At 73.7% G+C, this 25,657-nt stretch carries 23 protein-coding genes; 17 read left to right on the top strand and 6 right to left on the bottom strand.

Translation table 11 applies throughout. The annotated features are described in order from the left end of the window. Nucleotides 1–197: 197 nt before the first annotated feature. The 6 genes from ACIO9K_RS16910 to ACIO9K_RS16885 all read left to right on the top strand — a co-directional run bounded on the left by ACIO9K_RS16910 (nucleotide 198) and on the right by ACIO9K_RS16885 (nucleotide 8,360). Nucleotides 198–2,438: a HAMP domain-containing protein gene (locus ACIO9K_RS16910; protein WP_400330457.1), complete on the top strand. Its 2,241-nt coding sequence runs from the start codon at nucleotides 198–200 to the stop codon at nucleotides 2,436–2,438. 21 nt (nucleotides 2,439–2,459) lie between these two features. After that, complete coding sequence (gene pgsB, locus ACIO9K_RS16905; protein WP_363624615.1) at nucleotides 2,460–3,809, top strand: poly-gamma-glutamate synthase PgsB; 1,350 nt, start codon at nucleotides 2,460–2,462, stop codon at nucleotides 3,807–3,809. After that, nucleotides 3,806–4,288, top strand: coding sequence for a poly-gamma-glutamate biosynthesis protein PgsC/CapC (locus ACIO9K_RS16900; protein ID WP_063349074.1), 483 nt, complete (start codon nucleotides 3,806–3,808; stop codon nucleotides 4,286–4,288). Before pgsB ends, ACIO9K_RS16900 begins: the two co-directional genes overlap by 4 nt. 57 nt (nucleotides 4,289–4,345) lie before the next feature. After that, the gene (locus ACIO9K_RS16895; protein ID WP_363624613.1) at nucleotides 4,346–5,431 is read left to right on the top strand and encodes an NlpC/P60 family protein; all 1,086 of its coding nucleotides are present in this window, start codon (nucleotides 4,346–4,348) and stop codon (nucleotides 5,429–5,431) included. A 228-nt stretch (nucleotides 5,432–5,659) separates the two neighbouring features. Continuing rightward, nucleotides 5,660–6,481, top strand: a complete 822-nt coding sequence (locus ACIO9K_RS16890) for a purine-nucleoside phosphorylase (RefSeq protein WP_350877297.1) — start codon at nucleotides 5,660–5,662, stop codon at nucleotides 6,479–6,481. Between the two features lie 154 nt (nucleotides 6,482–6,635). Beyond that, the gene (locus tag ACIO9K_RS16885; RefSeq protein ID WP_363624612.1) at nucleotides 6,636–8,360 is read left to right on the top strand and encodes a phospho-sugar mutase; all 1,725 of its coding nucleotides are present in this window, start codon (nucleotides 6,636–6,638) and stop codon (nucleotides 8,358–8,360) included. Between the two features lie 63 nt (nucleotides 8,361–8,423). Here the strand turns inward: ACIO9K_RS16885 and ACIO9K_RS16880 are convergent, their stop codons facing one another. Next, nucleotides 8,424–9,098, bottom strand: coding sequence for a PH domain-containing protein (locus ACIO9K_RS16880; RefSeq protein ID WP_363580266.1), 675 nt, complete (start codon nucleotides 9,096–9,098; stop codon nucleotides 8,424–8,426). 207 nt (nucleotides 9,099–9,305) lie between these two features. Here ACIO9K_RS16880 and deoC point away from each other — a divergent pair, with 207 nt between their 5' ends. The 4 genes from deoC to ACIO9K_RS16860 all read left to right on the top strand — a co-directional run bounded on the left by deoC (nucleotide 9,306) and on the right by ACIO9K_RS16860 (nucleotide 13,543). Continuing rightward, nucleotides 9,306–10,292, top strand: a complete 987-nt coding sequence (deoC, locus tag ACIO9K_RS16875) for a deoxyribose-phosphate aldolase (protein WP_350877291.1) — start codon at nucleotides 9,306–9,308, stop codon at nucleotides 10,290–10,292. A gap of 5 nt (nucleotides 10,293–10,297) precedes the next feature. Next, nucleotides 10,298–11,773, top strand: a complete 1,476-nt coding sequence (locus tag ACIO9K_RS16870) for an aldehyde dehydrogenase family protein (protein WP_363580262.1) — start codon at nucleotides 10,298–10,300, stop codon at nucleotides 11,771–11,773. Next, nucleotides 11,766–12,668: an aldehyde dehydrogenase family protein gene (locus tag ACIO9K_RS16865; RefSeq protein WP_363624611.1), complete on the top strand. Its 903-nt coding sequence runs from the start codon at nucleotides 11,766–11,768 to the stop codon at nucleotides 12,666–12,668. Before ACIO9K_RS16870 ends, ACIO9K_RS16865 begins: the two co-directional genes overlap by 8 nt. A gap of 266 nt (nucleotides 12,669–12,934) precedes the next feature. After that, a complete protein-coding gene (locus tag ACIO9K_RS16860; RefSeq protein ID WP_363580258.1) occupies nucleotides 12,935–13,543 on the top strand; it encodes an ATP-binding protein in 609 nt (202 codons plus the stop codon). A 270-nt stretch (nucleotides 13,544–13,813) separates the two neighbouring features. Here ACIO9K_RS16860 and ACIO9K_RS16855 read toward each other — a convergent pair whose 3' ends face one another. After that, nucleotides 13,814–14,788 carry a SigE family RNA polymerase sigma factor gene (locus ACIO9K_RS16855; protein WP_400330528.1) on the bottom strand — a complete coding sequence of 325 codons (975 nt, stop codon included), beginning with the start codon at nucleotides 14,786–14,788 and terminating at the stop codon, nucleotides 13,814–13,816. A gap of 279 nt (nucleotides 14,789–15,067) precedes the next feature. On the opposite strand from ACIO9K_RS16855, the gene ACIO9K_RS16850 reads away from it, so the two are divergent. From ACIO9K_RS16850 to ACIO9K_RS16830, 5 genes are all read left to right on the top strand, one after another. After that, the gene (locus ACIO9K_RS16850) at nucleotides 15,068–15,745 is read left to right on the top strand and encodes a response regulator transcription factor (RefSeq protein WP_063349065.1); all 678 of its coding nucleotides are present in this window, start codon (nucleotides 15,068–15,070) and stop codon (nucleotides 15,743–15,745) included. Nucleotides 15,746–15,871: 126 nt separating this feature from the next. Next, nucleotides 15,872–17,416, top strand: a complete 1,545-nt coding sequence (locus ACIO9K_RS16845; RefSeq protein WP_363624610.1) for a HAMP domain-containing sensor histidine kinase — start codon at nucleotides 15,872–15,874, stop codon at nucleotides 17,414–17,416. Beyond that, on the top strand, nucleotides 17,413–17,727 hold the full coding sequence (locus ACIO9K_RS16840) for a hypothetical protein (RefSeq protein ID WP_400330448.1): 315 nt from the start codon (nucleotides 17,413–17,415) through the stop codon (nucleotides 17,725–17,727). Before ACIO9K_RS16845 ends, ACIO9K_RS16840 begins: the two co-directional genes overlap by 4 nt. Nucleotides 17,728–17,966: 239 nt before the next feature. After that, nucleotides 17,967–18,491, top strand: coding sequence for a VanZ family protein (locus tag ACIO9K_RS16835; protein ID WP_400330525.1), 525 nt, complete (start codon nucleotides 17,967–17,969; stop codon nucleotides 18,489–18,491). Between the two features lie 229 nt (nucleotides 18,492–18,720). Then, a complete protein-coding gene (locus ACIO9K_RS16830) occupies nucleotides 18,721–19,200 on the top strand; it encodes a hypothetical protein (RefSeq protein ID WP_400330445.1) in 480 nt (159 codons plus the stop codon). A gap of 131 nt (nucleotides 19,201–19,331) precedes the next feature. Here the strand turns inward: ACIO9K_RS16830 and aspS are convergent, their stop codons facing one another. Beyond that, nucleotides 19,332–20,609, bottom strand: coding sequence for an aspartate--tRNA(Asn) ligase (gene aspS, locus ACIO9K_RS16825; RefSeq protein ID WP_363624604.1), 1,278 nt, complete (start codon nucleotides 20,607–20,609; stop codon nucleotides 19,332–19,334). A 503-nt stretch (nucleotides 20,610–21,112) separates the two neighbouring features. Here aspS and ACIO9K_RS16820 point away from each other — a divergent pair. After that, complete coding sequence (locus ACIO9K_RS16820) at nucleotides 21,113–21,298, top strand: PspC domain-containing protein (protein WP_363580246.1); 186 nt, start codon at nucleotides 21,113–21,115, stop codon at nucleotides 21,296–21,298. Nucleotides 21,299–21,407: 109 nt separating this feature from the next. On the opposite strand, the gene ACIO9K_RS16815 is transcribed toward ACIO9K_RS16820, so the two are convergent. From ACIO9K_RS16815 to ACIO9K_RS16805, 3 genes are all read right to left on the bottom strand, one after another. Next, nucleotides 21,408–21,764 carry an ATP-binding protein gene (locus ACIO9K_RS16815; protein WP_363624602.1) on the bottom strand — a complete coding sequence of 119 codons (357 nt, stop codon included), beginning with the start codon at nucleotides 21,762–21,764 and terminating at the stop codon, nucleotides 21,408–21,410. A 213-nt stretch (nucleotides 21,765–21,977) separates the two neighbouring features. After that, nucleotides 21,978–23,135 carry an adenosine deaminase gene (locus ACIO9K_RS16810; RefSeq protein ID WP_363624600.1) on the bottom strand — a complete coding sequence of 386 codons (1,158 nt, stop codon included), beginning with the start codon at nucleotides 23,133–23,135 and terminating at the stop codon, nucleotides 21,978–21,980. 152 nt (nucleotides 23,136–23,287) lie between these two features. Further along, entirely contained in the window at nucleotides 23,288–24,265 is a 978-nt protein-coding gene (locus ACIO9K_RS16805) for a LysR family transcriptional regulator (RefSeq protein WP_363624598.1), read from the bottom strand. Nucleotides 24,266–24,357: 92 nt separating this feature from the next. Between ACIO9K_RS16805 and ACIO9K_RS16800 the strand changes: the two genes are divergently transcribed. After that, nucleotides 24,358–25,632, top strand: a complete 1,275-nt coding sequence (locus tag ACIO9K_RS16800) for an MFS transporter (RefSeq protein WP_400330440.1) — start codon at nucleotides 24,358–24,360, stop codon at nucleotides 25,630–25,632. Nucleotides 25,633–25,657: the final 25 nt, after the last annotated feature.

Below are 25,657 nucleotides of genomic sequence, written 5' to 3'. Positions count from 1 at the left end.
GGGGCCGCGCACCACGCCCGGTCCACGGAAAGAGATCCCGAAGCGGCATCCGATCGACACCGGAACGTGACAACTTTTCGAAATCTCCTTCGTACGCTGTTCCGGCTTGACCGACTCTTGATCAGCGCTTGACCGACGAGAAGGCCGGCGGACCTCCCGGGGACAGGTGCGCCGAGCCCCGAGAAGAACGAGGCCCCGTGAGCACGGCACCCAACCCGCCGCGACAGCACCGCTATCGCCGCCGGGCCGACATGCCGCTGCTGGGAGGCATCCGCCCGCCCATCGCGCTGCTGCTGGTGCTGCTGCTCGCCGTCGCCGCCATCACCGCGCTCGCCGTCGGGGGGCTGCGCGTCGACGACACCCCGCAGGCCGTCCGGGAGTCCCACCAGTACGCCGCCGAGGACACCGCGGCCTCGCTGCGCGCCGGGCTGCACGAGAGCGCCACCGACCTGCGCCGGGCCGCCGCCCGCTACGACGCCGCGCCCGCCGAGCCGGCCGCGGTGCTGTCCGCGCTCGGCCAGGCGTACCACAAGTGGCGCGGCACCGTGGTGGTCCGCCCCGACACCGGCCGGCTGCTCGCCGCCCGCGGCGAGACCGTGCCGCTGGCCGGCCTCGACCTCAGCCGGGTCACCGACACCGCGCCCGCGCCCGTCCTGGTGCCCTCCGCCGCCGGCACCCGGCTGCTCACCTTCGCCCTGGTCGCCACCAAGGCCGACGGCCGCGCCCTGCTGGTCGCCTCCGACAACCTGCGGCTGCCCGGCATCGCGACCCGCAAGGAACAGACCATCCAGGTCCTCGACGCCGCCGGCGCCGTCCTGGACAGCACCGGCGCCGAACTCGGCGCCGAGGCCGACCGCGCCGTGGTCACCGGTGCCCGGGAGCGCGCCGCCCGCGAACGCCCGGCGCCCGGCGGGACGGCCGCCGGCAGCCTGTCCGGCAGCCCGGACGCCAAGGGCGTGCGCCGGGTCGCCGGCTACGCCGCCGTCGGCACCGCGGGCGGGCACGACCCGGCCGCCCCGCTCGGCCTGACCGTGGTCTCCACCAGCACCGTCGACGGCAAGCCCGGCAGCCTGCGCCACCCCGCGCTCGGCCTGGCCGCCGCCGGCGCGCTGCTCGCCCTGGCCCTGCTGCTCGCGTGGTACCTCAGCCGCAGCCTCCAGCGGCCGCTGCTGCGGCTGTTCCTGGAGTCCCGCCGGCTCACCCGCGGCGAACGGCTCGACCTGCCGGTCCGCGGCCCGAAACGGGGGGAGGCCGGCCGGATCGCCCGCGCCCTGGAGGAGCTGCGGCTGCAACTCCTCGACCCGGCCCGCCCGCCGGCCCCCGCCGCGCCGAAGCGCCGCCCCGGCACCGCGCTGCCGCTGGCGCTGTGCGCCGTCCTGGTGCTCGGCTGGTCCGGCCCGCTGCTGTTCCTGGGCGGCAACGACCCGACCGTACGAGTCCCCACCCAGGTGGTGGCGGGCCAGCGCGACCGCACCGACACCGCCGCCGACCGGATCCGCCAGGCGCTCAACGAGGGTTACGCGGACCTGCGTTCGCTCGCCCCCGAACTCGCCGGCGCCTCCGTCGGCAAGGCCGACGCCCTGCTGCGCGCCACCCTCGCCGAGCACGACCGCTACCACGCGCTGTACGTCCTCGGCGCGAACGGCGAGGTCCTCGCGCGCGCCGGCGACACCCCGCACCGCACCGGCCCGCAGGCCCTCGGCGCGAGCGGCGTGCTGCTGCTCAACACTTCCGGCCGGGAGCCCAGGATCGCCGCCCGCGCGGCCCTCACCGCCGCCCCCGCCGACGCGGAGGCGGAGGGCGCCGCCGAGCCGCCGGGGCCCGTGCTGATCGGCGAGTTCAAGACGGACTTCCTCAGCGGGCTGCTGGTCCGCCCCGGCCTCGGCCGGGTCTGGCTGGTCGACGACCGGCAGCGGGTGCTCGCCGCCAACGAGGGCTACAGCTCCTTCGGCGAGCTGCCCGAGGGCCGCGCCAGGGCCCTGCTGGCCCAGGCGAAGAAGTCGGCCGCCGCCGAGGTGCTGCGCGGCGGCGGCGACCCTGCGCTGTTCGCCGCCGCCCCGCTCGGCGGCAACGGCAGCGTGGCCAAGCTGGGCTGGTCGGTGGTCACCGCCCACCCGGTGGCGTGGCTGCACCTGGACGAGAACCGGGCCGACCGGCGGACCGTACTGGCCGGCATGCTCGGCCTGGCCGCGGCCGCGCTCTGCCTCGGCTGGCTGTTCATCGCGGTCGGCCTGCCGCTGCGCCGGCTCGCGGCGAGCGCCGAGGCGCTGGCCGCCGGGGACCGCCGGACGGTGCTCTACCCCGTCCACCACGACGAGGTCGGCGCCGTCGCCCGGAGCCTGGAGCTGATCCGCCAGGAACTCGTCCGTCAGGAGCCGGCCCGCCCCCGCCGCACCGCCGCCCCCGAGTCCGTCCCCGTGCCCGCGCACGCCCGCTGAGCCCCGCCCGAAGGACCTCCCGTGCTCTTCCTCTACGTCGTGCTGCTGGTGTGCTGCGCCGTGCTGCTGGTGGCCGGCATCGTCGAGCAGCGCCGGCACTTCGCCGCGCTGGAACAGATCCCGACCCGGGTGCTGGTCAACGGCATCCGCGGCAAGAGCTCGATCACCCGGCTCTGCGCGGGCGCGCTGCGCGGCGGCGGGCTGGTGACGGTCGCCAAGACCACCGGCACGGCGGCCCGGTTCATCCACCCGGACGCCACCGAGGAGCCGGTCTACCGCAAGTTCGGCATCGCCAACGTGGTCGAGCAGATCGGCATCGTCCGCCGCGCCGCCACCTACCGGCCGGACGCCCTGGTGATCGAGTGCATGGCCGTCATGCCGGCGCTCCAGGAGGTCAACCAGACCAAGCTGATCCGCTCCACCATCGGCGTGCTGTGCAACGTCCGCGAGGACCACCTCGCCGAGATGGGCCCGACCCTGGACGACGTCGCCCGCTCGCTGTCCCGCTCGATGCCGGTCGGCGGGGTGTGCGTCACCGCCGAGCAGGAGCGCGCGCACATCCTGCGCGCGGAGGCGGCCCGGCGCGACTGCGAGCTGATCGTGGTGGACCCGGAGTCGGTCACCGACGAGGAGCTGCGCGGGTTCAGCTGGTTCACCTTCAAGGAGAACGTGGCGATCGCCCTGGCCGTCGCCGAACTCCTCGGCGTGGAGCGGCGGACCGCGCTGCGGGGCATGTGGGCGGCCCCGCCGGACCCGGGCGTGCTGTCGGTCGAGCGCTACCGCACCGAGGACGGCAAGCGGCTGCGCTTCGCCAACGTCTTCGCCGCCAACGACCCCGAGTCCACGCTGATGAACGTCCGCCAGCTGGAGGGCCTGGGCGCGATCCACCGCCCGCTCAACGTGGTGATCAACTGCCGCCCGGACCGGGTGGAGCGCAACGGCCAGATGGGCCAGATCGTGCCCGACCTCGACCCGGACGCCGTGTTCCTGATCGGCCACCCCACCAGGAGCGCCCGGGACGGCATCCCGGCCGGGTGGTCCGGCCGGGTGGTCGACCTCGGCGGCGACAAGCGCGACCCGGCCCGGCTCACCGCCGAACTGCTGGCCGAACTCGGGCCGGACTCCTCGCTGGTGGCCGTCGGCAACATCCACGGCCAGGGCGAACTGTTCCTGGAGGAGCTGGCCCGGCTCGCCCCCGACGAGGCCCCGGACGCGCCCGACGCCCCCGAACTCCCGTACCACGAGCCCGAACCGCTCTACCCCGAGCCGGTGTACGACTCCGCGTACCGGCCCGTCCACCACCCCGAACCGCTCCCCGACTCCTGGTTCGAACCCCACCACCACACCCCCCACCACGGAGACCAGCAGTGATCCCCACCGAGCTCACCCCCGAGATCGCCGCCATCGGCATCGCGCTCGGCCTGGTCTTCTCGCTCGTCTGCTACCTGACCACCAACCTCTCCCCCGGCGGCATGATCACCCCCGGCTGGCTGGCCCTCACCCTGGTCGAGGACCTCCAGCGGGTGGCCATCGTGATCGGCGTGACGGTGCTGACCTACCTCGCCACCCGGGTGGTCCAGAAGCTGGTGATCCTGTACGGCAAGCGGCTGTTCGCCGCCGTGGTGCTGATCGGCGTGCTGCTGCAGGCCACCGTGATGCTGGTCCTCCAGCGCGAACTGCCCACCCTGTACGCCAACCAGACGCTCGGGTTCATCGTCCCCGGCCTGATCGCCTACCAGCTGGTCCGCCAGCCCCGGGCGGCCACCCTGATGGCCACCAGCACGGTGACGCTCGCCAACTACGTGGTGCTCACCGCCGGCGTCCTGCTCGGCGCCCTGCCCGGCACCTGATCCCCCCGTTCAGGAACCCTCGCCCGGAATCCCGCAGGAACCCCCAGGAAGACCCCGATGCCCGTCACCCGCAAGTCCCTGCTCAGCGGCGGCCTCGCCGTGGCCCTGCTGGCCGCCAGCGGCTACCTCACCGTCCAGCTGCGCGACCGCGACCACGACCGGCCGTCGGACCCGGGCGGCGGCGCACCGCTGATCACCACCACCGCCGTGCCCGGCCCCGCCCGGGGCACCGCCGCCGAGTACCGCTACGAGCGGCTGGGCGGACCCGACCGCACGGTGGTCCGGGACGCCCGCGGCGGCGTGGTCGCCACCCTGACCGACAGCGCCCGCACCGCCGTCCTGGCCGGCCCGAGCCGCACCTTCGCCGAGCCGGGCACCACCACGGCCACCGTGGTGACCGACACCTGGGTCCGGCTGATGCCGCAGCCGTGGCGACCGGGCGCCGAGCAGGAGGGCTGGTTCCGCGCCTGGTTCCAGCAGTCGCTCGGCTCCACCGCGGACGACGTGCTGGCGGTGGCCACCCAGTACCTGGCCGGCGCGGCGCCGGAGAAGGACGCCAAGGGCGTGCGGTTCAAGGGCGACGCCTCCTTCGGCCCGCTCAACCCGAACGGTTCGGTGGGCAACGACCTGCGGCTGGAGCAGACCGACTTCCTCGACTACCTCGGCGTTCCGTACACGTTCGCCGACAAGGTGGCCAAGCAGCCGGACAGGACGCGGTACGGCGCCTTCGACTGCTCCGGGTACGTCCGGATGGTCTACGGCTACCGCTCCGGTTACCCGCTGCTCTCCAAGGACGTGGCCGGCCCCGGCCTGCCGCGCAGCGCCAACGGCCTGGCCAGGGTCGGCCCGGGCGTCCCGGTGCTGCCGCTGACCACCGCGCCGGGCTCCGACACCACCCTGCGACCGGCCTCGATCGACCCGCTCCAGCCCGGCGACCTGGTGTTCTTCGAGATCGACGCCCGCACCGGCGCCCGGCTCGACCACACCGGCATCTACCTGGGCCTGGACACCGACGGCCACCCCCGGTACATCTCCAGCCGGGAGGAGGCGGACGGCCCGACCTTCGGCGACAAGGGCGGCACCGCGCGACTGGACGACAACGGCCTGTACGCGAAGGGGCTGCGCAGCGCGAAGCGGCTCTGAACCCGGGCCCGGCTCCCGGCCCGCACCGCCCGCGGGCCGACTGCGGTTCGACCTCGCACCGACCTCACACCGGCCTCGCACCGGCCTCGCACCGATTTGTACGTACCGACGAGCGGCGTCACCCGAAAGACGCCACCGAGCTGTGCTTTCGGGTCAACCGGGTAACGATCCGGCATGCCGCGCCGGATTTTCTACGCGCGTAGTCGAAACCCGTCTATCCTCGGAGCCGTGAACGCATCTCCTCAGTCGGTCGTCTCCGCCGACCCCTACGCCGCCGCCCAGGCCGCCGCCGAGCGCCTGCGCGAGCTGACCGGTGCCGAGCGGCACGACGTCGCCCTGGTGATGGGCTCCGGCTGGGTGCCGGCCGCCGACGCCCTGGGCGAGACCGTGGCCGAGTTCCCGGTCACCGAGCTCCCGGGCTTCCCCGCCCCCGCCGTCGCCGGCCACGCCGGCACGATCCGCTCGGTGAAGATCGGCGACAAGCGCGCCCTGATCTTCCTCGGCCGCAACCACTACTACGAGGGCCACGGCGTGGCCACCGTCGTCCACGGCGTGCGCACCGCCGCCGCGGCCGGCTGCGGCATCATCGTGCTGACCAACGGCTGCGGCGGTCTGCGCGAGGGCTGGGTCCCCGGCCAGCCGGTCCTGATCAGCGACCACATCAACCTGACCGCGGACTCCCCGATCGTCGGCGCCAACTTCGTCGACCTCACCGACCTGTACTCCAAGCGCCTGCGCGCGCTCTGCCGCGAGGTGGACCCGAGCCTGGACGAGGCCGTCTACGTCCAGTTCCGCGGCCCGCACTACGAGACCCCGGCCGAGGTCAACATGGCCCGGGTGATCGGCGGCGAGCTGGTCGGCATGTCCACCACCCTGGAGGCCATCGCCGCCCGCGAGGCCGGCTCCGAGGTGCTCGGCATCTCGCTGGTCACCAACCTGGCCGCCGGCATCACCGGCGAGCCGCTCAACCACGCCGAGGTGCTGGAGGCCGGCAAGGCCTCCGCCGAGCGCATGGGCGAGCTGCTCGCGAAGGTCCTTGAGCGGATCTGACGCCCGGCTGGCGCACAATCATGAGCGACGGGGCCCTCGGGCGGCCGTGATCCGTTGATCACGCCCCGCGGGCCCCGTCCGCATGTGCACCCCCCCTTCTTTGCGGAACCCTCCGGCCGACCAACCGACGCACTTCCCGATGGAGCAGGCAGCCATGACGCAGGCAACCACCACCGACCTCCTCGCCCGGGCCCGAACCTGGCTGGCCGAGGACCCCGACCCGCAGACCCGCGAGGAGCTGACGGCCCTGCTCGCCCGGGCCGAGGACCCGGCGGCCGAGACGGACGGCAAGCTCGCCTGGTCGGACCTCGCCGAGCGCTTCGCCGACCGGCTCCAGTTCGGCACCGCCGGCCTGCGCGGCGAACTGGGCGCGGGCCCGATGCGGATGAACCGCGCCGTGGTGATCCGGGCCGCCGCCGGCCTGGTCGCCTACGTCAAGCAGCAGAACCTGGGCGACCTGGTCGTGATCGGCTACGACGCCCGCCACAAGTCCTACGACTTCGCCCGGGACACCGCCGCCGTGGTGGTCGGCGCCGGCCTGCGCGCCGCGCTGCTGCCGCGCCCGCTGCCGACCCCGGTGCTCGCCTTCGCCGTCCGCCACCTGGGCGCGGCCGCCGGCGTCACCGTGACCGCCAGCCACAACCCGCCGCAGGACAACGGCTACAAGGTCTACCTGGGCGACGGCTCGCAGATCGTCCCGCCGGCCGACGCCGGGATCGCCGCCGAGATCGACGCCATCGGCTCGCTCCACGACGTCCCGCGCGCCGAGGACGGCTGGGAGGTGCTCGGCGAGGACGTCATCGAGGCCTACCTGGCCCGGGCCGTCTCGATCGTCGACGAGCACAGCCCGCGCAACCTCGACGTCGTCTACACCCCGATGCACGGCGTCGGCCGCGACACCCTGGTCGCCGCCTTCCGCCGGGCCGGCTTCCCGGCGCCCACCGTCGTCGCCGAGCAGGCCGAGCCCGACCCGGACTTCCCGACCGTGGCCTTCCCCAATCCGGAGGAGCCGGGGGCGATGGACCTCGCCTTCCGCACCGCCGCCTCGGTCGGCCCCGACATCGTGATCGCCAACGACCCGGACGCCGACCGCTGCGCGGTGGCCGTCCCGGCCCTCGCCAACGCGGCCGGCAGCGGCAACGGCACCTCCGGCTGGCGGATGCTGCGCGGCGACGAGGTCGGCGCGCTGCTCGGCGCGGCCCTGGTCGCCAAGAAGGCCGAGGGCGTCTTCGCCACCACCATCGTCTCCGCCACCCTGCTGGGCCGGATCGCCGAGGCCGCCGGCCTGGGCTACGCCGAGACGCTGACCGGCTTCAAGTGGCTCTCCCGCGCCGAGGGCCTGCGCTACGGCTACGAGGAGGCGCTCGGCTACTGCGTCGACCCGCAGGGCGTCCGGGACAAGGACGGCATCACCGCCGCCCTGCTGGTCGCCGAACTGGCCGCCACCCTCAAGACGTCCGGCCGCACCCTGACCGACCTGCTGGACGACCTGGCGCTGGAGCACGGCCTGCACGCCACCGACCAGCTGTCCGTCCGCGTGCAGGACCTCTCGCTGATCGCCGACGCCATGCGCCGGCTGCGCGAGCAGCCGCCGACCGTCCTGGCCGGCCTCCGGGTCACCCGCGCGGACGACCTGTCGGCCGGCTCCGCCGAGCTGCCGCCCACCGACGGCCTGCGCTACTACCTGGCCGGCGAGGCCGTCCGCTCGGCCCGCATCGTGGTCCGCCCGTCCGGCACCGAGCCCAAGCTCAAGTGCTACCTGGAGGTCGTCCTCCCGGTCACCACCGCCGCCGACCTCGCCGCCACCCGCGAGCGGGCCGCCGAGCTGCTCGAAGCCGTCAAACGCGACCTGGCCGAGGCCGCGGGCATCGCCGTCTGACGCCCGCCCGTACGAGAAGGGGCCCGCCGGTCGCGTACCGGCGGGCCCCTCGCGTGCTTCGGCTCAGACCGCGATCACCGTGATCAGCGCGGCCAGGCCGGCCAGCGTCGGCGCGATCACCCACCAGCACCACGCCACCTCGACCGGGCCGGCCGCGTCGGGGCGGCGGGCGTTGCGCTCGGCCATCTCCTGGAGCACGTTGGTCACCTGGTCGGACCAGGCGCGGGTCGGGTCGGGCGAGCCCTGCACCACCGGGTTGGCCTGGCGGCCGAACACCATCCCCATCCGGGAGGCGTGCTCGGCGCCGCCGCGCTGCTGGGCCCGGGTCGCCCGCTTGCGCTGCCGCAGCGACACCGGCACCGCCCACACCTGGTACTTCTTGCCCCCGGCCAGCAGCTCGACCGAGTACCCCGCGCGCAGCGCGTCCACCGAGGCCCACGGCGCGGTGATGGTCCGCCACGGGTTGCGCACCAGCAGCCGGCTGCGGTCCGCCAGCACCGCCGGGCGCAGCGTGTAGGCGATCACCGGGAAGGCGAACACCGGTACCGCCGCGAGCGAGACGTACGGCGTCTTCCCCGTCCCGTTCAGCACCGCGTCGCCGATCAACCAGCCGGCGACGGCCAGCAGCAGCACTCCGGAGATCACACCGGGGACAGAGCGGTACACGCGGTCCGCGTACGCGGGATCCCCGTCGGGGGCGGCGGAACCCTGGCGGGGCTTGCCGTCGGAATCGGTCATGCCGTCGATTCTGCCCCATGCCCCCCACCGAGAGGTCTCGGTCCGGCATCGAATGCCGCCCCCGGACCACCCGGCCGCCGGTCGCCGCGCGGTCCGGCCGTACACGCCCCCTGCCGCCCCTCCGCCTTCTCCGAGGTCTCGGTCCGGCCACGAAAGGCAGGCCCCCTAGCGGTCGACTACGCGCGTAGATATGCTGCTCTGGTGACTATGTCCACTGTTGCAGCCAATGCCCTCGGCGTTGCGGGCAGCGGCCTTCAGGACGTTGCGGCGTCCGAGGCCTCGCTCCGCCGCTTCCTGCACGGCCTGCCCGGCGTCGACCAGGTCGGCCTTGAGGCGCGTGCCGCCACCCTCGGTACCCGCTCGATCAAGACCACGGCGAAGGCCTACGCCATCGACCTGGCGATCTCGATGATCGACCTGACCACGCTGGAAGGCGCGGACACGGTCGGCAAGGTGCGCGCCCTGTGCGCCAAGGGCAGGACCCCCGACCCGACCGACCCGACCACCCCCCGCGTCGCCGCCATCTGCGTCTACCCGGACATGGTCGCCACCGCGAAGGACGCCCTGCGGGGCACCGACATCCAGGTCGCCTCGGTGGCCACCGCCTTCCCGGCCGGCCGCGCCGCCCTCCCGGTGAAGCTCGCCGACACCGCCGACGCGGTCGCCGCGGGCGCCGACGAGATCGACATGGTGATCGACCGGGGAGCCTTCCTCTCCGGCCGCTACTACGACGTCTTCAACGAGATCGTCGCCGTCAAGGAGGCGTGCAAGCGCCCGGACGGCACCAGCGCCCACCTCAAGGTGATCTTCGAGACCGGCGAGCTGCAGACGTACGACAACGTGCGCCGCGTCTCCTGGCTGGCGATGCTGGCCGGCGCCGACTTCATCAAGACCTCCACCGGCAAGGTCGCCGTCAACGCGACCCCGCCGGTCACCCTGCTGATGCTGGAGGCGGTCCGCGACTTCAAGGCGCAGACCGGCGTCCAGGTCGGCGTGAAGCCCGCCGGTGGGATCAAGACCACCAAGGACGCCATGAAGTACCTGGTGATGGTCAACGAGACCCTCGGCGACGACTGGCTGAGCCCGCACTGGTTCCGCTTCGGCGCCTCCAGCCTGCTCAACGACCTGCTGATGCAGCGCCAGAAGCTCACCACCGGACGTTACTCCGGCCCCGACTACGTGACGGTGGACTGATCACCATGGCCAAGAAGAAGAACATCGAGGAGCCCGTGAAGGCCTCCGGCCTCTTCGCCTACGCCCCGGCCCCCGAGTCCCCCGCCGCCGCGGGCGACATCGCCACCTCCTACGGCCACTTCATCGGCGGCGAGTTCGTCGACTCCTCCGGCAGCGAGGCCCTGAAGACGGTCAACCCGGCCACCGAGCAGGTGCTCGCCGAGTTCGCCCAGGGCACCGACGAGGACGTGGACCGCGCGGTCGCCGCCGCCCGCAAGGCCTTCGCCGACTGGTCGGCGCTGCCGGGCAGCGAGCGCGGCAAGTACCTGTTCCGGATCGCCCGGATCATCCAGGAGCGCAGCCGCGAGCTGGCCGTGCTGGAGTCGATCGACAACGGCAAGCCGATCCGCGAGACCCGCGACTTCGACATCCCGACCGTCGCCGCGTGGTTCTTCTACTACGCCGGCTGGGCGGACAAGCTGGACTACGCGGGCTTCGGCCCGAACCCGCGCCCGCTGGGCGTGGCCGGCCAGGTCATCCCGTGGAACTTCCCGCTGATGATGCTGGCGTGGAAGATCGCGCCCGCCCTGGCGACCGGCAACACCGTCGTCCTCAAGCCGGCCGAGACCACCCCGCTGACGGCCCTGCGCTTCGCCGAGATCTGCCGCCAGGCCGGTCTGCCGAAGGGCGTCGTCAACATCGTCACCGGCGACGGCCGCACCGGCGCCGCGCTCACCGCGCACCCGGACGTCAACAAGGTCGCCTTCACCGGCTCCACCCCGGTCGGCAAGGCGATCGCCAGGCAGCTGGCCGGCAGCCGCAAGAAGCTGTCGCTGGAGCTGGGCGGCAAGGCCGCGAACATCGTCTTCGACGACGCGCCGATCGACCAGGCGGTCGAGGGCATCGTCAACGGCATCTTCTTCAACCAGGGCCACGTCTGCTGCGCGGGCTCGCGCCTGCTGGTCCAGGAGTCGATCCAGGACGAGCTGCTGGACGCCCTGAAGCGCCGGATGTCCACCCTGCGGGTCGGCGACCCGCTGGACAAGAACACCGACATCGGCGCCATCAACTCGGCCGCCCAGCTGGCCCGGATCACCGAGCTGACCGACGCCGGCGAGGCCGAGGGCGCGGACCGCTGGTCGCCCGAGTGCGAACTCCCGGGCACCGGCTTCTGGTTCAAGCCGACCCTGTTCACCGGCGTCAGTCAGGCCCACCGGATCGCCCAGGAGGAGATCTTCGGCCCGGTCCTGTCGGTGCTGACCTTCCGCACCCCCGACGAGGCGGTCGCGAAGGCCAACAACACCCCGTACGGCCTCTCCGCCGGCATCTGGACGGAGAAGGGCTCGCGCATCCTGTGGACGGCGAGCCGGCTCAAGGCCGGCGTGGTCTGGGCCAACACCTTCAACAAGTTCGACCCGACCTCGCCGTTCGGCGGCTACAAGGAGTCGGGCCACGGCCGCGAGGGTGGCCGCCACGGTCTGGAGGCCTACCTCGATGTCTGATGTCGCGACGCGTCTTGACGTCTTCAAGACCTACAAGCTGTACGTCGGCGGGAAGTTCCCGCGCTCCGAGAGCGGGCGGGTGTACGAGGTGACGGACGCCAAGGGCCAGTGGCTCGCCAACGCTCCGCTGGGCACCCGCAAGGACGCCCGCGACGCCGTCCTGGCCGCCCGCGCGGCGGTCAAGGGCTGGGCCGGCACCACCGCGTACAACCGCGGCCAGGTGCTGTACCGGGTGGCCGAGATGCTGCAGGGCCGCCGCGAGCAGTTCGCCGCCGAGGTCTCCGCCGCCGAGGGCATCGGCCCGAAGAAGGCCGCCGCGCTGGTGGACGCCGCGATCGACCGCTGGATCTGGTACGCGGGCTGGACGGACAAGGTCGCCCAGATCGCGGGCGGCGCCAACCCGGTCGCCGGCCCCTTCTTCAACCTCTCCACCCCGGAGCCGACCGGCGTGGTCGGGATCGTCGCCCCGCAGGCCGGGTACGGGCACTCGCTGCTCGGCCTGGTCTCGGTGATCGCCCCGGCGATCGCCACCGGCAACACGGTCGTGGTCGCGGCCGCCGCGGACGCCCCGCTGCCGGCCCTGTCGCTGGGCGAGGTGCTCGCCACCTCGGACGTCCCCGGCGGCGTGGTCAACATCATCTCGGGCAAGACCGCCGACATCGCGCCCACCCTGGCCTCGCACCAGGACGTCAACGCGGTGGACCTCACCGGCGCGATCGCCGCCGACGGCCCCGGCGCGGCGCAGGCGCTGGAAGCGGCCGCCGCGGATACCCTGAAGAGGGTGGTCCGTCCGGAGCTGGACCCGTTCGCCCAGGACTGGACCAATGCGCCCGGTACCGACCGGCTACTCTCGTTCCTGGAGACGAAGACGGTCTGGCACCCGATGGGGATCTGACCGCCCCGTCGACCACCGAGTAACAACTCCACAGACTGGCCGTCCCCAGTGCCCTCTCCCCCCCAGGGCCCGGACGGTCATTGGACGGACCCGCGCCTCTCCCCCCCCTGGCGCGGGTCCGTCGCCCTTCCGTGCCGTTTCGACGCCGTCCTCCGGCTCGCCGATCCCCGGAGCTCTCAGAAGGTGTGATCCGACGGGTTTCGGCATCGGGCCCGGATGCGTCAGACTGGTGTCCCGTGAGTGACGACCCGCTGAATCCTGTGCCGATGACCCACGCCCGGGTCGTCCTGCTGTCCGGCCCCTCCGGCTCCGGGAAGTCCTCGCTCGCCGAGCGCAGCGGGCTGCCGGTCCTGCAACTGGACGACTTCTACAAGGACGGGGACGACCCCACCCTGCCGCTGCTGCCCGACGGCGCGGTCGACTGGGACTCCCCGCTCGCCTGGCACCGCGACCAGGCGGTCGCCGCGATCCGCAGCCTGTACGCGACCGGCCGCGCCGACGTCCCGGTGTACTCGATCCCGGACAACGGCCGGATCGCCACCCGCGCCCTGGACCTGGACGGCGCCCCCGCGTTCATCGCCGAGGGCATCTTCGCCGCCGAGATCACCGCCGAGTGCGCCGCCGAGGGTCTGCTCGGCGATGCCCTGTGCCTGCGCAACGGCGCGCTCACCACGGCCTGGCGCCGGCTGCGCCGGGACGTCCGGGAGGGCCGCAAGTCGCTGCCGGTGCTGCTGCGCCGCGGCTGGCGGCTGATGCGGGCCGAGCGCTCCATCGTCGGGCGGCAGGTCACCCTGGGCTCCCACCCGTGCGCCGGGGCCGAGGCCGAGCGCCGGATCCGCGCCGCGGCCGGGCGGCGGGAGCTGTCCTCCGTCTGAGCCGCCCTCCGTTGGGACGGGCCGTGCTCCGTTCGGGCGGGCCGTGCTCCGTTCAGTCGGGACGTCTCCGGACGAGGGATCGACGCGGGACGAAGACACGAAGAACGACGGGCCCGGTGCGTCTCCCCCGCACCGGGCCCGTCGCCTTCCCCGAACGGCCGTCGGGCTCCCCGTGTTCACCGCTCCCCCGAGCCGGCGTCCACGCACCGCGACCGTCCGCTACCCGTCCCCCGACGGGAGTTCCACTCCTTCGCGTCACCCGCGCCCGCGTCAGGCGACCAGCTCGCCGAACGCCCGGACGGTGTCGCCCGACTTGTTCAGGTGCTCGTCCTCGCGCAGCCGGCGCAGCGCCCGCCAGATGCTGCTCTTGACCGTGCCGACGCTGATCCCCAGCACGTCGGCGATCTCCGGGTCGGTCTTGCCCTCGTAGTACCGCAGCACCAGCATGGTGCGCTGGTTCTCCGGAAGCTTCGCCAGCGCCTGCCAGAGCACGGTGCGCAGCTCGGTGCCGCCCATCGCGTCGGTGTCACCGGCCGTCTCCGGCAGCTCCTCGGTCGGGTACTCGTTGACCTTGCGGCGCCGCCAGGCGGAGATGTGCAGGTTGGTCATGGTGCGGCGGAGGTACCCGCCGACCGCGGCCTTGTCGGTGATCCGGCCCCAGGCCCGGTAGGTGCTGAAGAGCGCGCTCTGCAGCAGGTCCTCGGCCTCGTAGCGGTCACCGGTGAGGTGGTACGCCGTGGCGTACAGGGAGGCGCGGCGCTCGCGCACGTACGCGGTGAACTCCGTGATGTGGTCCTCCGCGACGGCCGGGTGCTCCCCCTGCGCGTCCGCCCGTCCCGCCTCGGCGGTGCGGGCCGCCGCCGGGTTCAGCTGCAGCAGCGTCGCACCGGCGGCCTCGCGGCCGGCCGACTCCCCCGAGCCGACCGTCCGCAGGCCGTTCCCGCCGACGCCCCGGTTCCCCGCCGGAGCGTCCTTGCCCTCGACGCGGACGGGGAGGATCCCCCGCAGCGTGAGGGTGTTGCCGGAGTCAGCCGCGTTCCCCACCCGGCCGATCCCGTACAGCTCCCCCGTCCTGGCGCCGCCGCTCACCCGGCGGGCGACAGGGTTTCCACCGGTGCTGTGCGCGCACCCCCGTACGGTCACGGCACCGGAGTTCTCGTCGGTCCTGACCTCGTACCGGGTCCGCGGGGCGGTGGCTGACGAACGCGCGGTGCGGACAGCCGGGTTGGTCCGGGTCTGAAGCATGGCGTTCATCGTGCGCCCCCTGGGTCGGTACGAGCGGTTCCTGTTGCCGCCTTCCAGCCGGCCGGGTTGGCCCGCTGTCCTGCGGCGACATGGAAAATCTTGCCCGCCGGTTGTGATGGCGCTGTCCGCCGACTGTCACAGGGGTGTCACAGGGGCGGGCCTTTCGTCCCGGTCCGCCTCCCTCCGTACCGGACGCCGGTGGTGCTCCTTCCGGTTCCCGTACGGGCGGTGACCGGTCCTGGGGGTGATTCGACGCTTCGAGTGGGCCAAAATGGGGCCGTGCCTTTCCTCCTTCTGATCGAGGACGACGACGCCATCCGGACCGGCCTCGAACTCGCCCTCACCCGCCAGGGCCACCGTGTGGCCACCGCCGCCTCCGGCGAGGACGGTCTGAGGCTCTTCAAGGAGCAGCGGCCCGACCTGATCGTGCTGGACGTCATGCTGCCCGGAATCGACGGCTTCGAGGTCTGCCGCCGCATCCGCCGCACCGACCAGCTGCCGATCATCCTGCTGACCGCCCGTTCGGATGACATCGACGTGGTGGTCGGCCTGGAGTCCGGCGCCGACGACTACGTGGTCAAGCCGGTGCAGCCGCGGGTGCTGGACGCCCGGATCCGGGCCGTGCTGCGGCGCGGCGAGCGGGAGAGCTCCGACTCCTCCGCGTACGGCACCGTGGTGATCGACCGGGCGGCGATGACCGTCACCAAGGACGGGCAGGACCTCCAGCTCACCCCGACCGAGCTGCGGCTGCTCCTGGAGCTCAGCCGCCGCCCCGGCCAGGCGCTCTCCCGCCAGCAGCTGCTCCGGCTGGTCTGGGAGCACGACTACCTGGGTGACTCCCGCCTGGTGGACGCCTGCGTGCAGCGGCTGCGGGCGAAGGTCGAGGACGTCCCGTCCGCGCCGACCCTGATCCGCACCGTCCGCGGCGTGGGCTACCGGCTGGACCCGCCGGCCTGAGCGCCTCTCCCGTCCTCCTGTTTCCCCTCCTCCTGCTTCCCGTCCTCCTGGCTGCCTCCCTCCTGATCCGCCTGGGCTGCCCGAAATTCCTGAACTCCCTGAACTTCCGTACGACGACAGGCTCTTGTGACTGATCATCAGACGACGGCCCGCCGCTTCGCCGCGGGCCCGTGGCGCAGGCTGCGCTCCCTGCGCGTACGGCTGATCGCGGTGTTCGCGGCGGTCGCGCTGCTCGCCGCCGTCTCGGCCTCCGGCATCGCCTACTGGCTCAACCGCGACGCGGTGCTCAAGCGCGCCCAGGACACCGCGCTCAACGACTTCCGGGTCTCGCTCAGCCGCAACGTCTCCGAGCTGCCGCTGAACGCGAGCTGCCCGGACCTGACCACGCTCGCGTCCACCGTCGCCAGCTCCGGACTGAGTTACGACGTGGTGGTGGCCGACCCGGCGCACCCGGAGTGCACGGCCTCCTCCGACCCGGGGCAGTTCACGCTGGCCGACGTCCCGGCGGCGCTGCAGTCCACCGTCGCCAGACAGCGCGAGGTCACCGAGAGCAACCCGTACCCGTACCACCTGTACTGGCAGCGGCAGAACCTGGCGGGCCAGCCGTTCCTGATCGGCGGCACCAAGGTGGTGCCGACCGGCCCGACGGCGTACATGTTCAAGTCGCTGGAGAACGAGCGCAAAGACCTCAACACGCTGGGCTGGTCGCTGGCCATCGCCACGCTGCTCGCGCTGATCGGCTCGGCGCTGCTCGCCCAGGCGGCCTCGTCGACCGTGCTGCGGCCGGTCAAGCGGCTCGGCGACGCCGCCCGACGGCTCGGCGAGGGACACCTGGACACCCGGCTGGAGGTCGAGGGCGGGGACGAACTCGCGGACCTGGCGAGGACGTTCAACCGGGCCGCGGAGTCGTTGCACGAGCAGGTCGAGGAGTTGAGCGCGCGCGAGGCGCAGAGCCGGCGGTTCGTCGCCGACATGTCGCACGAGCTGCGCACACCGCTGACCGCGATGACCGCCGTCACGGACATCCTGGAGGACGAGGCCGAGTCGCTGGACCCGATGATCGCGCCGGCCGTACGGCTCGTCGTCAGCGAGACGCGGCGGCTGTCCGACCTGGTGGAGAACCTGATGGAGGTGACCCGCTTCGACGCCGGCACCGCCAAGCTGGTCGCCGACGAGGTGGACATGGCCGACCTGATCATGTCCTGCATCGACGGCCGGGCCTGGTACGACGCCGTCGAACTGGACGCCCCGCGCGGCATCCTGGCCGTGGTCGACCCGCGCCGGCTCGACGTGGTCTTCGCCAACCTGATCGGCAACGCGCTCAAGCACGGCGGCTCCCCGGTGCGGGTCAAGGTCCGGCAGACCGCGGGCTCGGTCGTCATCGAGGTCTCCGACAGCGGCCCGGGCATCCCCGAGGACGTGCTGCCGCACGTCTTCGACCGGTTCTACAAGGCGGACCGGGGACGGGCCCGCTCGGAGGGCAGCGGCCTGGGGCTGTCGATCGCGATGGCCAACGCACAGATCCACGGGGGCACGATCACGGCGGCGAACGGGGAGGTCGGGGCGGTGTTCACGCTGACGCTGCCGCTGGCCCCGCCGCCTCCGCCGAACGAGGGCGAGACCGGTGACGGCCCCCTCGGCGACGCCGCCCAGGACAAGGACGCCACGTGACCGCCGCCACCCGCACCGCCCTGCGCCGCACCGCCGGCGCCCTGCTGCTGCTCGCGCTCGCCTCCGGCTGCGGCATCCGGCCGACCGCCGTCCCGGTGGACGCGGGCGCCCCGGCCAGCCGGACGGCCTGCCCGACCGCCCCGCACATACCGACCGCGCTGGCCACGCCGCCGGCGCCCACGCCGACCCCGCCGGCCCGCGGCGCCGCCAAGGCCGGTGTGAGCCCGAGCCCGTCGCCCACGGTGGTGCCCGCCACCCCGCCGGCCGACAACGTGTTCGGCGCGGTGCCGACCGCGGCGCCCTGCCGGTAGTCCCGCCTGCCCCTCGTCCGCCTGCCCGCCGCCCCACCGTTCCGCCGTTCGGCCCCGGGGCGGCGGGAGGCCGGGGCGCGCCCCGGAATGTTCACGCCCGGGGTGGAACCACCGCGCCACCGGCCCACGTCCTTCCCCCCGTGCAGCGAGATGGCACCAGGACACGCGACGAGCGTTCCGGCGCACGGACCAGGAACCGGCCGGCGACGGCCGTCCACCGTCCCCTTCGAACAGCCGGACTGGCGGGCCTGACCTGTCACCTGGCCCTCGTCCTCTGGCTGGTGGTGCTGAGGCCGCTGCCGGTTCCCTGGGTGTACGACACCAACCTGACGCCGCTGGCCTCCCTCCGCTCCTCCACCGGCTGGCAGGTCGTCGGCGAGTTCCTCCTGCTGGCCCCGCTCGGCGTGCTGCTCCCGCTGGCCGGCGGCCGGCTGCGGGCCCCCTGGCTGCCGTCCTTCCTGCGCACCACCGGCGCCTCCGCCCTGCTGGCGACCGGCCTGGAGTTCCTCTCCTCCTGGACGCCCGGGCACGTCCTCAACGTCGACCACATACTGCTCGCCGTGATCGGCGTGGCCATCACCCACCTGGCCCTCGTCCCCGGCCTGCGGCGGCTGCTGCGCGACCGGCGGCCGCGGGTCCGGGTGCCGGTGCCCGCGCGCGGGGCTGCGCCTGCGCCTGCGCCTGCGCCGAAGGTGACCGCCCTGGTCGGCCCGCCGGTCGCGCGCGCCCGCGCCTACGCCGAGCCCACGCCCCCCGCTCGCTGAGGCCCGTCCTCCCGCACCACGGCGAGTGCGTTCCCGCACTCGCCGTCGAGGCCGCAAAAGACCCGCGGCACCTCATAGTCAGTCATTTCCCACCTCGTCCATTGCCGTTCCGTCGGGGTGCGACGACTCCGTGATGAAAAGGCGACGCCGAATGTCGGCCGCCTCCGGTAATCTGCGCTGTCGCCCCAAAGGCCTCCCCGTCTTATCCCCCGTCCCACAGGAATCCCCCTTGAACAATCTCGATTTCAGCGCCGAGCCGCTTTTCTCCTGGTACGTCGTCGCGCTGGCGATCAGCGGTGCCGCCATGCTGGTCCTCGGAGCGGTCAATCCCGGTAGCGGCCTGAAGGTCGGCTGGCGAATCATCAATATCCTTGCCGGCCTTGGATTCCTGGGGTACGCCTACTACCTCGCGTTCGTCTTCGAGGGCGAACAGTACAGGGTCTTCTTCAAGGCGTTCATCCTGCCGATCGCGCTGATCGCCAGCTCCGTGAAGGCGATCGTCGAACGCGGCAACGCCAAGAACCAGCAGCCGGCCCCGCAGGCGGCGCCGTACGACCCCAACGCCCCGCAGGCGCCGTACGGCCAGCCCGTCCCGCCGCAGGGCGCCGCGCCGCAGGCCGCGCCGTACGCTCCGCCGGCGCAGCCCGTGCCGAACAACCCGTACGCGCAGCCGGTGCCGCCGGCCGGGCAGTCCGGGCAGGCGCAGTAACCGCCTGTTGATCCGCCGCCGACGGGCGGGGGGCTCCGGTCCGTCCGGCGTCCCCCGCCCGTCGGTGTCAGGGCGTCAGGGTGTCAGGGTGTCAGGGCGTCAGGGCGTCAGGGCGTCAGGGTGTCAGGGCGTCAGGGCGTCAGGCGGTGCAGGTCGCGCGGGAAGAGCGTGGTCCGGCGGATGTTGTCGGTACCGGTGAGCCGCGCCGTCCAGCGCTCCAGCCCCAGCGCGAACCCGCCGTGCGGCGGCATCCCGTGCGCGAAGGAGCGCAGGTAGCCCTCGTACGGCTGGACCGGCTCGCCCCGGGCCGCCAGCGCGGCCAGGTAGTCCTCGTACCGGTGCAGCCGCTGGCCTCCGGTGACCAGTTCGAGCCCGCGGAAGAGCAGGTCGAAGCTGTTGGAGTACTCCGGGCGGCCCGGTTCCGGGTGGGTGTAGAAGGGCCGCTTGCGCATCGGGTAGCCGACCACGAACAGGAACTCGCTGCCGTGCTCGCGCAGCGCCCACTCGCCGAGCCACCGCTCGTGCGCCGGGGCGAGGTCCGGCTCGTCGACGCCCAACAGCCGCATCGCCTCGGCGAAGTGGAGCTGCGGGATCTCCGCCGGGACCTCGGGCGGCTTCACCTCCAGCAGGTCGACGGCGGCGCCGGCCCGCTCGGCCACCGAGGCGACCATCCCGGCGACCACCTCGCGCAGCACGGCCATCACCTCGCGGTGGTCGGTGATGAAGCCGAGCTCCGCGTCGAGGCTGGTGTACTGCGCCAAGTGCCGCGCGGTGTCGTGCGGTTCGGCCCGGAACACCGGCCCGGTCTCGTAGACCCGCTCGAACACCCCGACCATCGCCTGCTTGAAGAACTGCGGCGACTGCGCGAGGTAGGCGGGGCGGCCGAACCAGTCCAGCGCGAAGACGTCCGCCCCGGACTCGGTGGCCGAGGAGACCACCTTCGGGGTCTGGATCTCGGTGAAGCCCAGGCCGTCGAGGGTGGCCCGGAACCCGCCCACCGAGGCCGCCGCGATCCGGTGCAGGGCGGACAGGCGCGGGTGGCGGAGGGTGACGGGAGCGCCGTCGAGGATCACCGGGAGGGCGGCCTCGACGGTCGGCCGGAACAGGCTGAACGGGGGCGCCTCGGCGAGGCTGGACAGGACCTCGACGGTGGGCGAGGTCAGCTCGACGCCGGCCGGCGCCTGCGGGTTGGCGGTGACGGTGCCGCGGATCCGCAGGACGGTCTCCTCCGGCAGGTCGGGACCGGCGCCGGTGGCGACCACCTGGGCCGGTCCGGAGCGGTCCCGGATCACCAGGAAGGTGACGGACTTGAGTGCGCGGCGGCGGTGCAGCCAGCCGCTGATCTCTACGGATTCGCCGACGTGGCCGGGTAGTTCGGCGGCCAGGACACGGGTCGTCGGGTGGATCATCGCGGCCCTCCAGGGGCGTCGTGGTGATCCCTTCGGAGTGCGGGCGAGAAGGGCAACTCGCGGTGCCACCGCACTTTCGCCGCCGCCCGCGCGGGCGGCGGCCTCATTGCGGCCCGTTGACGGGGGCCGGCCGGCGGGGCATTTCCTCCCCGCACTCGGGAGTGTCTTCGCTCCGGGGCGCGGGGCCGCCTTCACAGCTGCCGGCGGCTCTCTCGACCCACGGGGCCCGGAGGTACTCGTCTCCCTCGACGTGTTGCCGGAGAGGCTAGAACGGCCCGCCACCGGACCGCAACGGGCTTTCCCGCCGCCGGGCGGGCGCCACCTGGGGCATCCGACTCCGGGCGACCCTGAGACGGACCCCGACACCCGGCTACGCCTCACCGGCGAGTCGGCGGGGTGGCGAATCGACTGCCAGGTGGACGTTTCCGGGAGCGCGGTGGCGGAGAGTGGAAATTAAGCCCGCCGGATCGGCCGGATCGGGTGCCACGACACGGAGTTGACCCATGAGCGCCCGTCTCGCCCGTCCCCGTCACAACCGCGTCATCGCCGGCGTCTGCGCCGGGCTTGCCGAGCGCTACGGCGTGACGCCGTGGACCGTGCGACTGATCTTCCTGATCTCGATCATCCTGCCCGGGCTCCAGTGCCTGGTCTACCTGGTCCTCTGGGTGCTGCTCCCCCAGGAGCCGTAAGCCCGGGAGCCGTACGCCCGGCGCCGTCGCGCCGGGCCCGGTACGACGGCGGGCCGCCCGCTCCCGGGATCACCGGGGCGGACGGCCCGTCGCCGTGCCGGCGGCCAGGTCAGCCGGTCAGGCCCGGCAGCGGCAGGGTGTGGGTCAGCCCGCCGATGGGGGTCTTGTCGACGCCCGGGATGGTCGGGATGGCGCCACGCGTGGCGGCACCGGCCTCGGCGGCCGGTGCGGGCGCCGCCTGGCCGGCGGCCGGGGTGAGGGTGCCGAGCGTGCCGGTGACCTTGTCGCCGCCGGGCAGCTTGGCGGCGGTGTCGGTGACCGCGCCGGTCACCGCGGGGTTCGTGACCGCGCCGGTGGGCAGCCCGAGGCCGCCGGGCGCGGGGGCGGCGGCGGCGGTACCGGCGCCCACCGCCGCGATGGCGATGCCGAGCGCCGCGGTGCCGGCGGCCTTGAGAGCCTGCTTCATGGTTCGTCCCTTGGGTCGTCGTCGGTGGCCGACATCGGGACGGGGCGGACGGGCTTCCGCCGCCACGGCCTGTCAGCATGGACGGGCACACCGTAGTGAGTGGGCCGCGCGAGGACCAAAGGGCGTTCACTCACCCGAGTGAGTAGTCGGATGAACGCCAACTCCCTTTCGGGACATGGGCGTTCACCCGACCATTCGAACGGGCCGGGCCGCTCAGCTGTCGCCGGTGCCCGAGCTGAACAGCCACTCCGCCTTCAGTTCGGCGTACCCCGGCTTGATCACGTCGTTGATCATCGCCAGCCGCTCGTCGAACGGCAGGAACGCGGACTTCATCGCGTTCACCGTGAACCACTCCATGTCCCCCAGCGTGTAGCCGAAGGCCTCCACCAGGTGCCCGAACTCGCGGCTCATGCTGGTGCCGCTCATCAGCCGGTTGTCGGTGTTCACGGTGACCCGGAACTTCAGCCGGCTGAGCAGCCCGATCGGGTGCTCGGCGTACGAAGTGGCCGCCGCGGTCTGGAGGTTGGAGGTCGGGCACATCTCCAGCGGGATGCGCTTGTCGCGCACGTACGCGGCCAGCCGGCCGAGCTCGACGCTGCCGTCCTCGGCCACCGTGATGTCGTCGACGATCCGCACGCCGTGGCCGAGCCGGTCGGCGCCGCAGCACTGCAGGGCCTCCCAGATCGACGGCAGGCCGAAGGCCTCGCCCGCGTGGATGGTGAAGTGGTTGTTCTCGCCCTTGAGGTAGTCGAAGGCGGCCTGGTGGCGGGTGGGCGGGTGGCCCGCCTCGGCACCGGCGATGTCGAAGCCGACGACGCCCTGGTCCCGGTGGCGGTTGGCCAGTTCGGCGATCTCGGTGGAGCGGGCGGCGTGCCGCATCGCGGTCAGCAGGGTGCCGACCCGGATCCGGTGGCCGGCCGCGCGGGCGTTGGCCTCGCCGAGGCGGAAGCCCTCGTTCACGGCCCGGACGACCTCGTCCAGGGACAGGCCGGCCTCCAGGTGCTGCTCGGGGGCGTAGCGGACCTCGGCGTACACGACGCCGTCGGCGGCCAGGTCCTCGGCGCAGTCGGCGGCGACCTTGATCAGGGCCTCGCGGGTCTGCATCACGGCGCAGGTGTGCGCGAAGGTCTCCAGGTAGCGGACCAGCGAGCCGGAGTCGGCGGCCTCGCGGAACCACTCGCCGAGCTCCTTGGCGTCGGTGGTCGGAAGGCCCTCGTAGCCGACCGCGGCGGCCAGCTCGACGACCGTCTCCGGGCGCAGCCCGCCGTCGAGGTGGTCGTGCAGCAGCACCTTCGGCGCGCGGCGGATCTGGTCGGGGGTGGGGATGCGCGGGCCGGCGCCCGCGGCGGTGACAGGGATCTGCTTCTCCATTGCGGAAATATAGCCCCTACGCGCGTAGACCCACCACTGTTGACGCGGCCGGTTCGGCGAAAGTCCACCGGGAATTCCACCGCCCGGGCCATCCGCGGCACCTTCGGCCCGGTTGCGGCCCCGTTGCGGCTCAGTCGTGGCCCAGTTGCGGCTCAGTCGTGCTGCAGCAACCGGCCCCGCCGGGACAGCACGAAGTCCCGGAACGCCGCCACCGGCGGGGTCAGCGGCCGCCCCGCCGCCCAGGCCAGCCCGATCGCCCGCCGGGTGCGCGGCGCCGTCACCTCCAGCTCCACCACCCCCGGCCGCGGCACCAGCGCCGGCGGCAGCAGCGCCACCCCCAGCCCGGCCGCGACCAGCCCGCGCAGCGTCTCCGCCTCCTCCCCCTCGAAGGCCAGCCGCGGCACGAACCCGGCCTGCGCGCAGAAGCCGTCCGTGATCGCGCGCAGCCCGTACCCCTGCTCCAGCCCGACGAACGGCTCCTCGGCCACCTCCGCCAGCCGGATCCGCCGCCGGCCCGCCAGCCGGTGGTCCGCCGGGACGACCAGGTGCAGCCGCTGCTCGTCCAGCGGGCGGGCCGTGAAGGCCGGATCGTCCGGCAGCGGCGCGACCAGGCAGAGGTCCAACTCCCCCGCCCGCAACCGCTCCAGCATCGCCCCGACGTAGTCCTGCACCAGCTGGAACCGGACCTGCGGATGCCCCGCCCGGAACCCCCGCAGCAGCGCCGGCACCGCGTCCGTCCCCATCGTGTGCAGGAAGCCGAACGCCACCCGCCCGGCCGCCGGATCGGCCTCCGCCCGGGCCGCCTCCGCCCCCCGCTCGACCTCCGCCAGCGCCCGCTCCACCGAGGCCAACAGCAGCCGGCCGGCCCTGGTCAGCCGGACCGTCCGGCCCTGACGGGCCAGCAGGTCCACCCCCAGCTCCTCCTCCAGCCGGGCCACCGCCCGCGACAGCGTCGGCTGCGGCACCCCGAGCAGCGCGGCCGCCCGCGTCACGTGCTCCAGCCGGGCCACCGCCGCGAACTGGGCCAGCCTGGGCGCCAGCAGCACCGCCGGCTCGTCCGGCCCCAACTCCGCCACCCGGTACCGCGGCTCCGTGCCGTCCGTCACGTCCGCCCGGTCCGCCCCGGCCATCCCGCCACCACCTCGACTCATACGACAACACATCGATCATCCACCGTTCATGCATTGGACGCATCAACCGCGGCGCGCCTACCGTCGACGACATGCAGCCCGCCGATACCAGGGCATCCGTGACCACCCCGGATGCCCCCGCCCCCGCCCCCTCGCACGACGACCGCCACCGCCCCGGCCAGCGCGCCTTCCGCCGCGCCAACCTCGCCCTGTTCGCCGCCGGAGTCGCGACCTTCGTCCTGCTCTACTCCACCCAGGGCCTGCTGCCGATCCTCTCGGCCGACCTCGACCTCACTCCCGGCCGGGCCAGCTGGACGGCCTCCGCCGCCACCCTCGGACTCGCGCTCGCCCTGCTCCCCGCCAGCGCCCTGTCCGACCGGTACGGCCGCACCGCCGTGATGACGGCCTCCACCCTCGCCGCCGCCACCCTCGCCCTCGCCCTGCCGCTCGCGCCCGACCTCACCACCCTCGTCGTGCTGCGCGTCCTCCAGGGCGCCGCGCTGGCCGGGCTGCCCGCCACCGCCATGGCCTACCTCGCCGAGGAGGTCCACCCCAGCGCCCTGGCCTCCGCGATGGGCCTGTACGTGGCCGGCAACAGCATCGGCGGCATGGGCGGCCGACTGCTCTCCGGCTGGACCGCCGCGGCCTTCGGCTGGCGCTGGGGCCTCGCCGCCTCCGCCGCCCTCGCCCTGCTCGCCGCGCTCGCCTTCCGGCTGCTGATCCCCGCCGCCCGGCACTTCACCCCGGCCCCGGTGGACGCCCGCGCCCTGGCCCGCACCGTCGGCCGGCACCTGCGCAACCCGCTGCTGGTGCGACTGTACGCGCTCGGACTGCTGTTCATGGCCGTGTTCGGCGCGGTCTACAACACCGTCGGCTACCGGCTGATCTCGGCGCCGTTCCACCTGCCCGAGTCCGTCGCCGCCTCGATCTTCGTCGTCTACCTGGTCGGCACCGGCACCTCCGCCGCCGCCGGCCGCCTCGCCGCCCGGCTCGGCCGCCGCGGCGCGCTCTACGTCTCCATCGGCGTGACCGCCGCCGGGCTGCTGCTCTCCCTCACCGAGTCCCTGGTCTGCGCCCTGCTCGGCCTGGTCCTGATCACCGCCGGCTTCTTCGCCGGCCACGCCACCGCCTCCTCCGCGGTCGGCCGCACCGCCACCGAGGGCCGCGCCCAGGCCTCCGCCCTCTACCTGATCGCCTACTACCTCGGCAACAGCCTCGGCGGCACCCTGGGTGCCGACGCCTACCACGCCACCGGCTGGCCCGGCGCCGCCACCGTCGGCCTCACCGCCATGACCCTCGCCGCCGCCGTCACCCTCTACGCCACCCACCGGGCCCACGCGGCCCGGCGAGCGGTCGCGGACGCCTGACAGTCGCCGCCGATACGCTCCGGGA

The sequence above is a fragment of the Kitasatospora sp. NPDC087271 genome (genome assembly GCF_044744605.1).
In the GTDB taxonomy this organism is placed as follows: Bacteria; Actinomycetota; Actinomycetes; order Streptomycetales; family Streptomycetaceae; genus Kitasatospora.
Note: the sequence above shows the minus strand (reverse complement) of the source record. Positions and strands in the feature narration are given on the sequence as shown.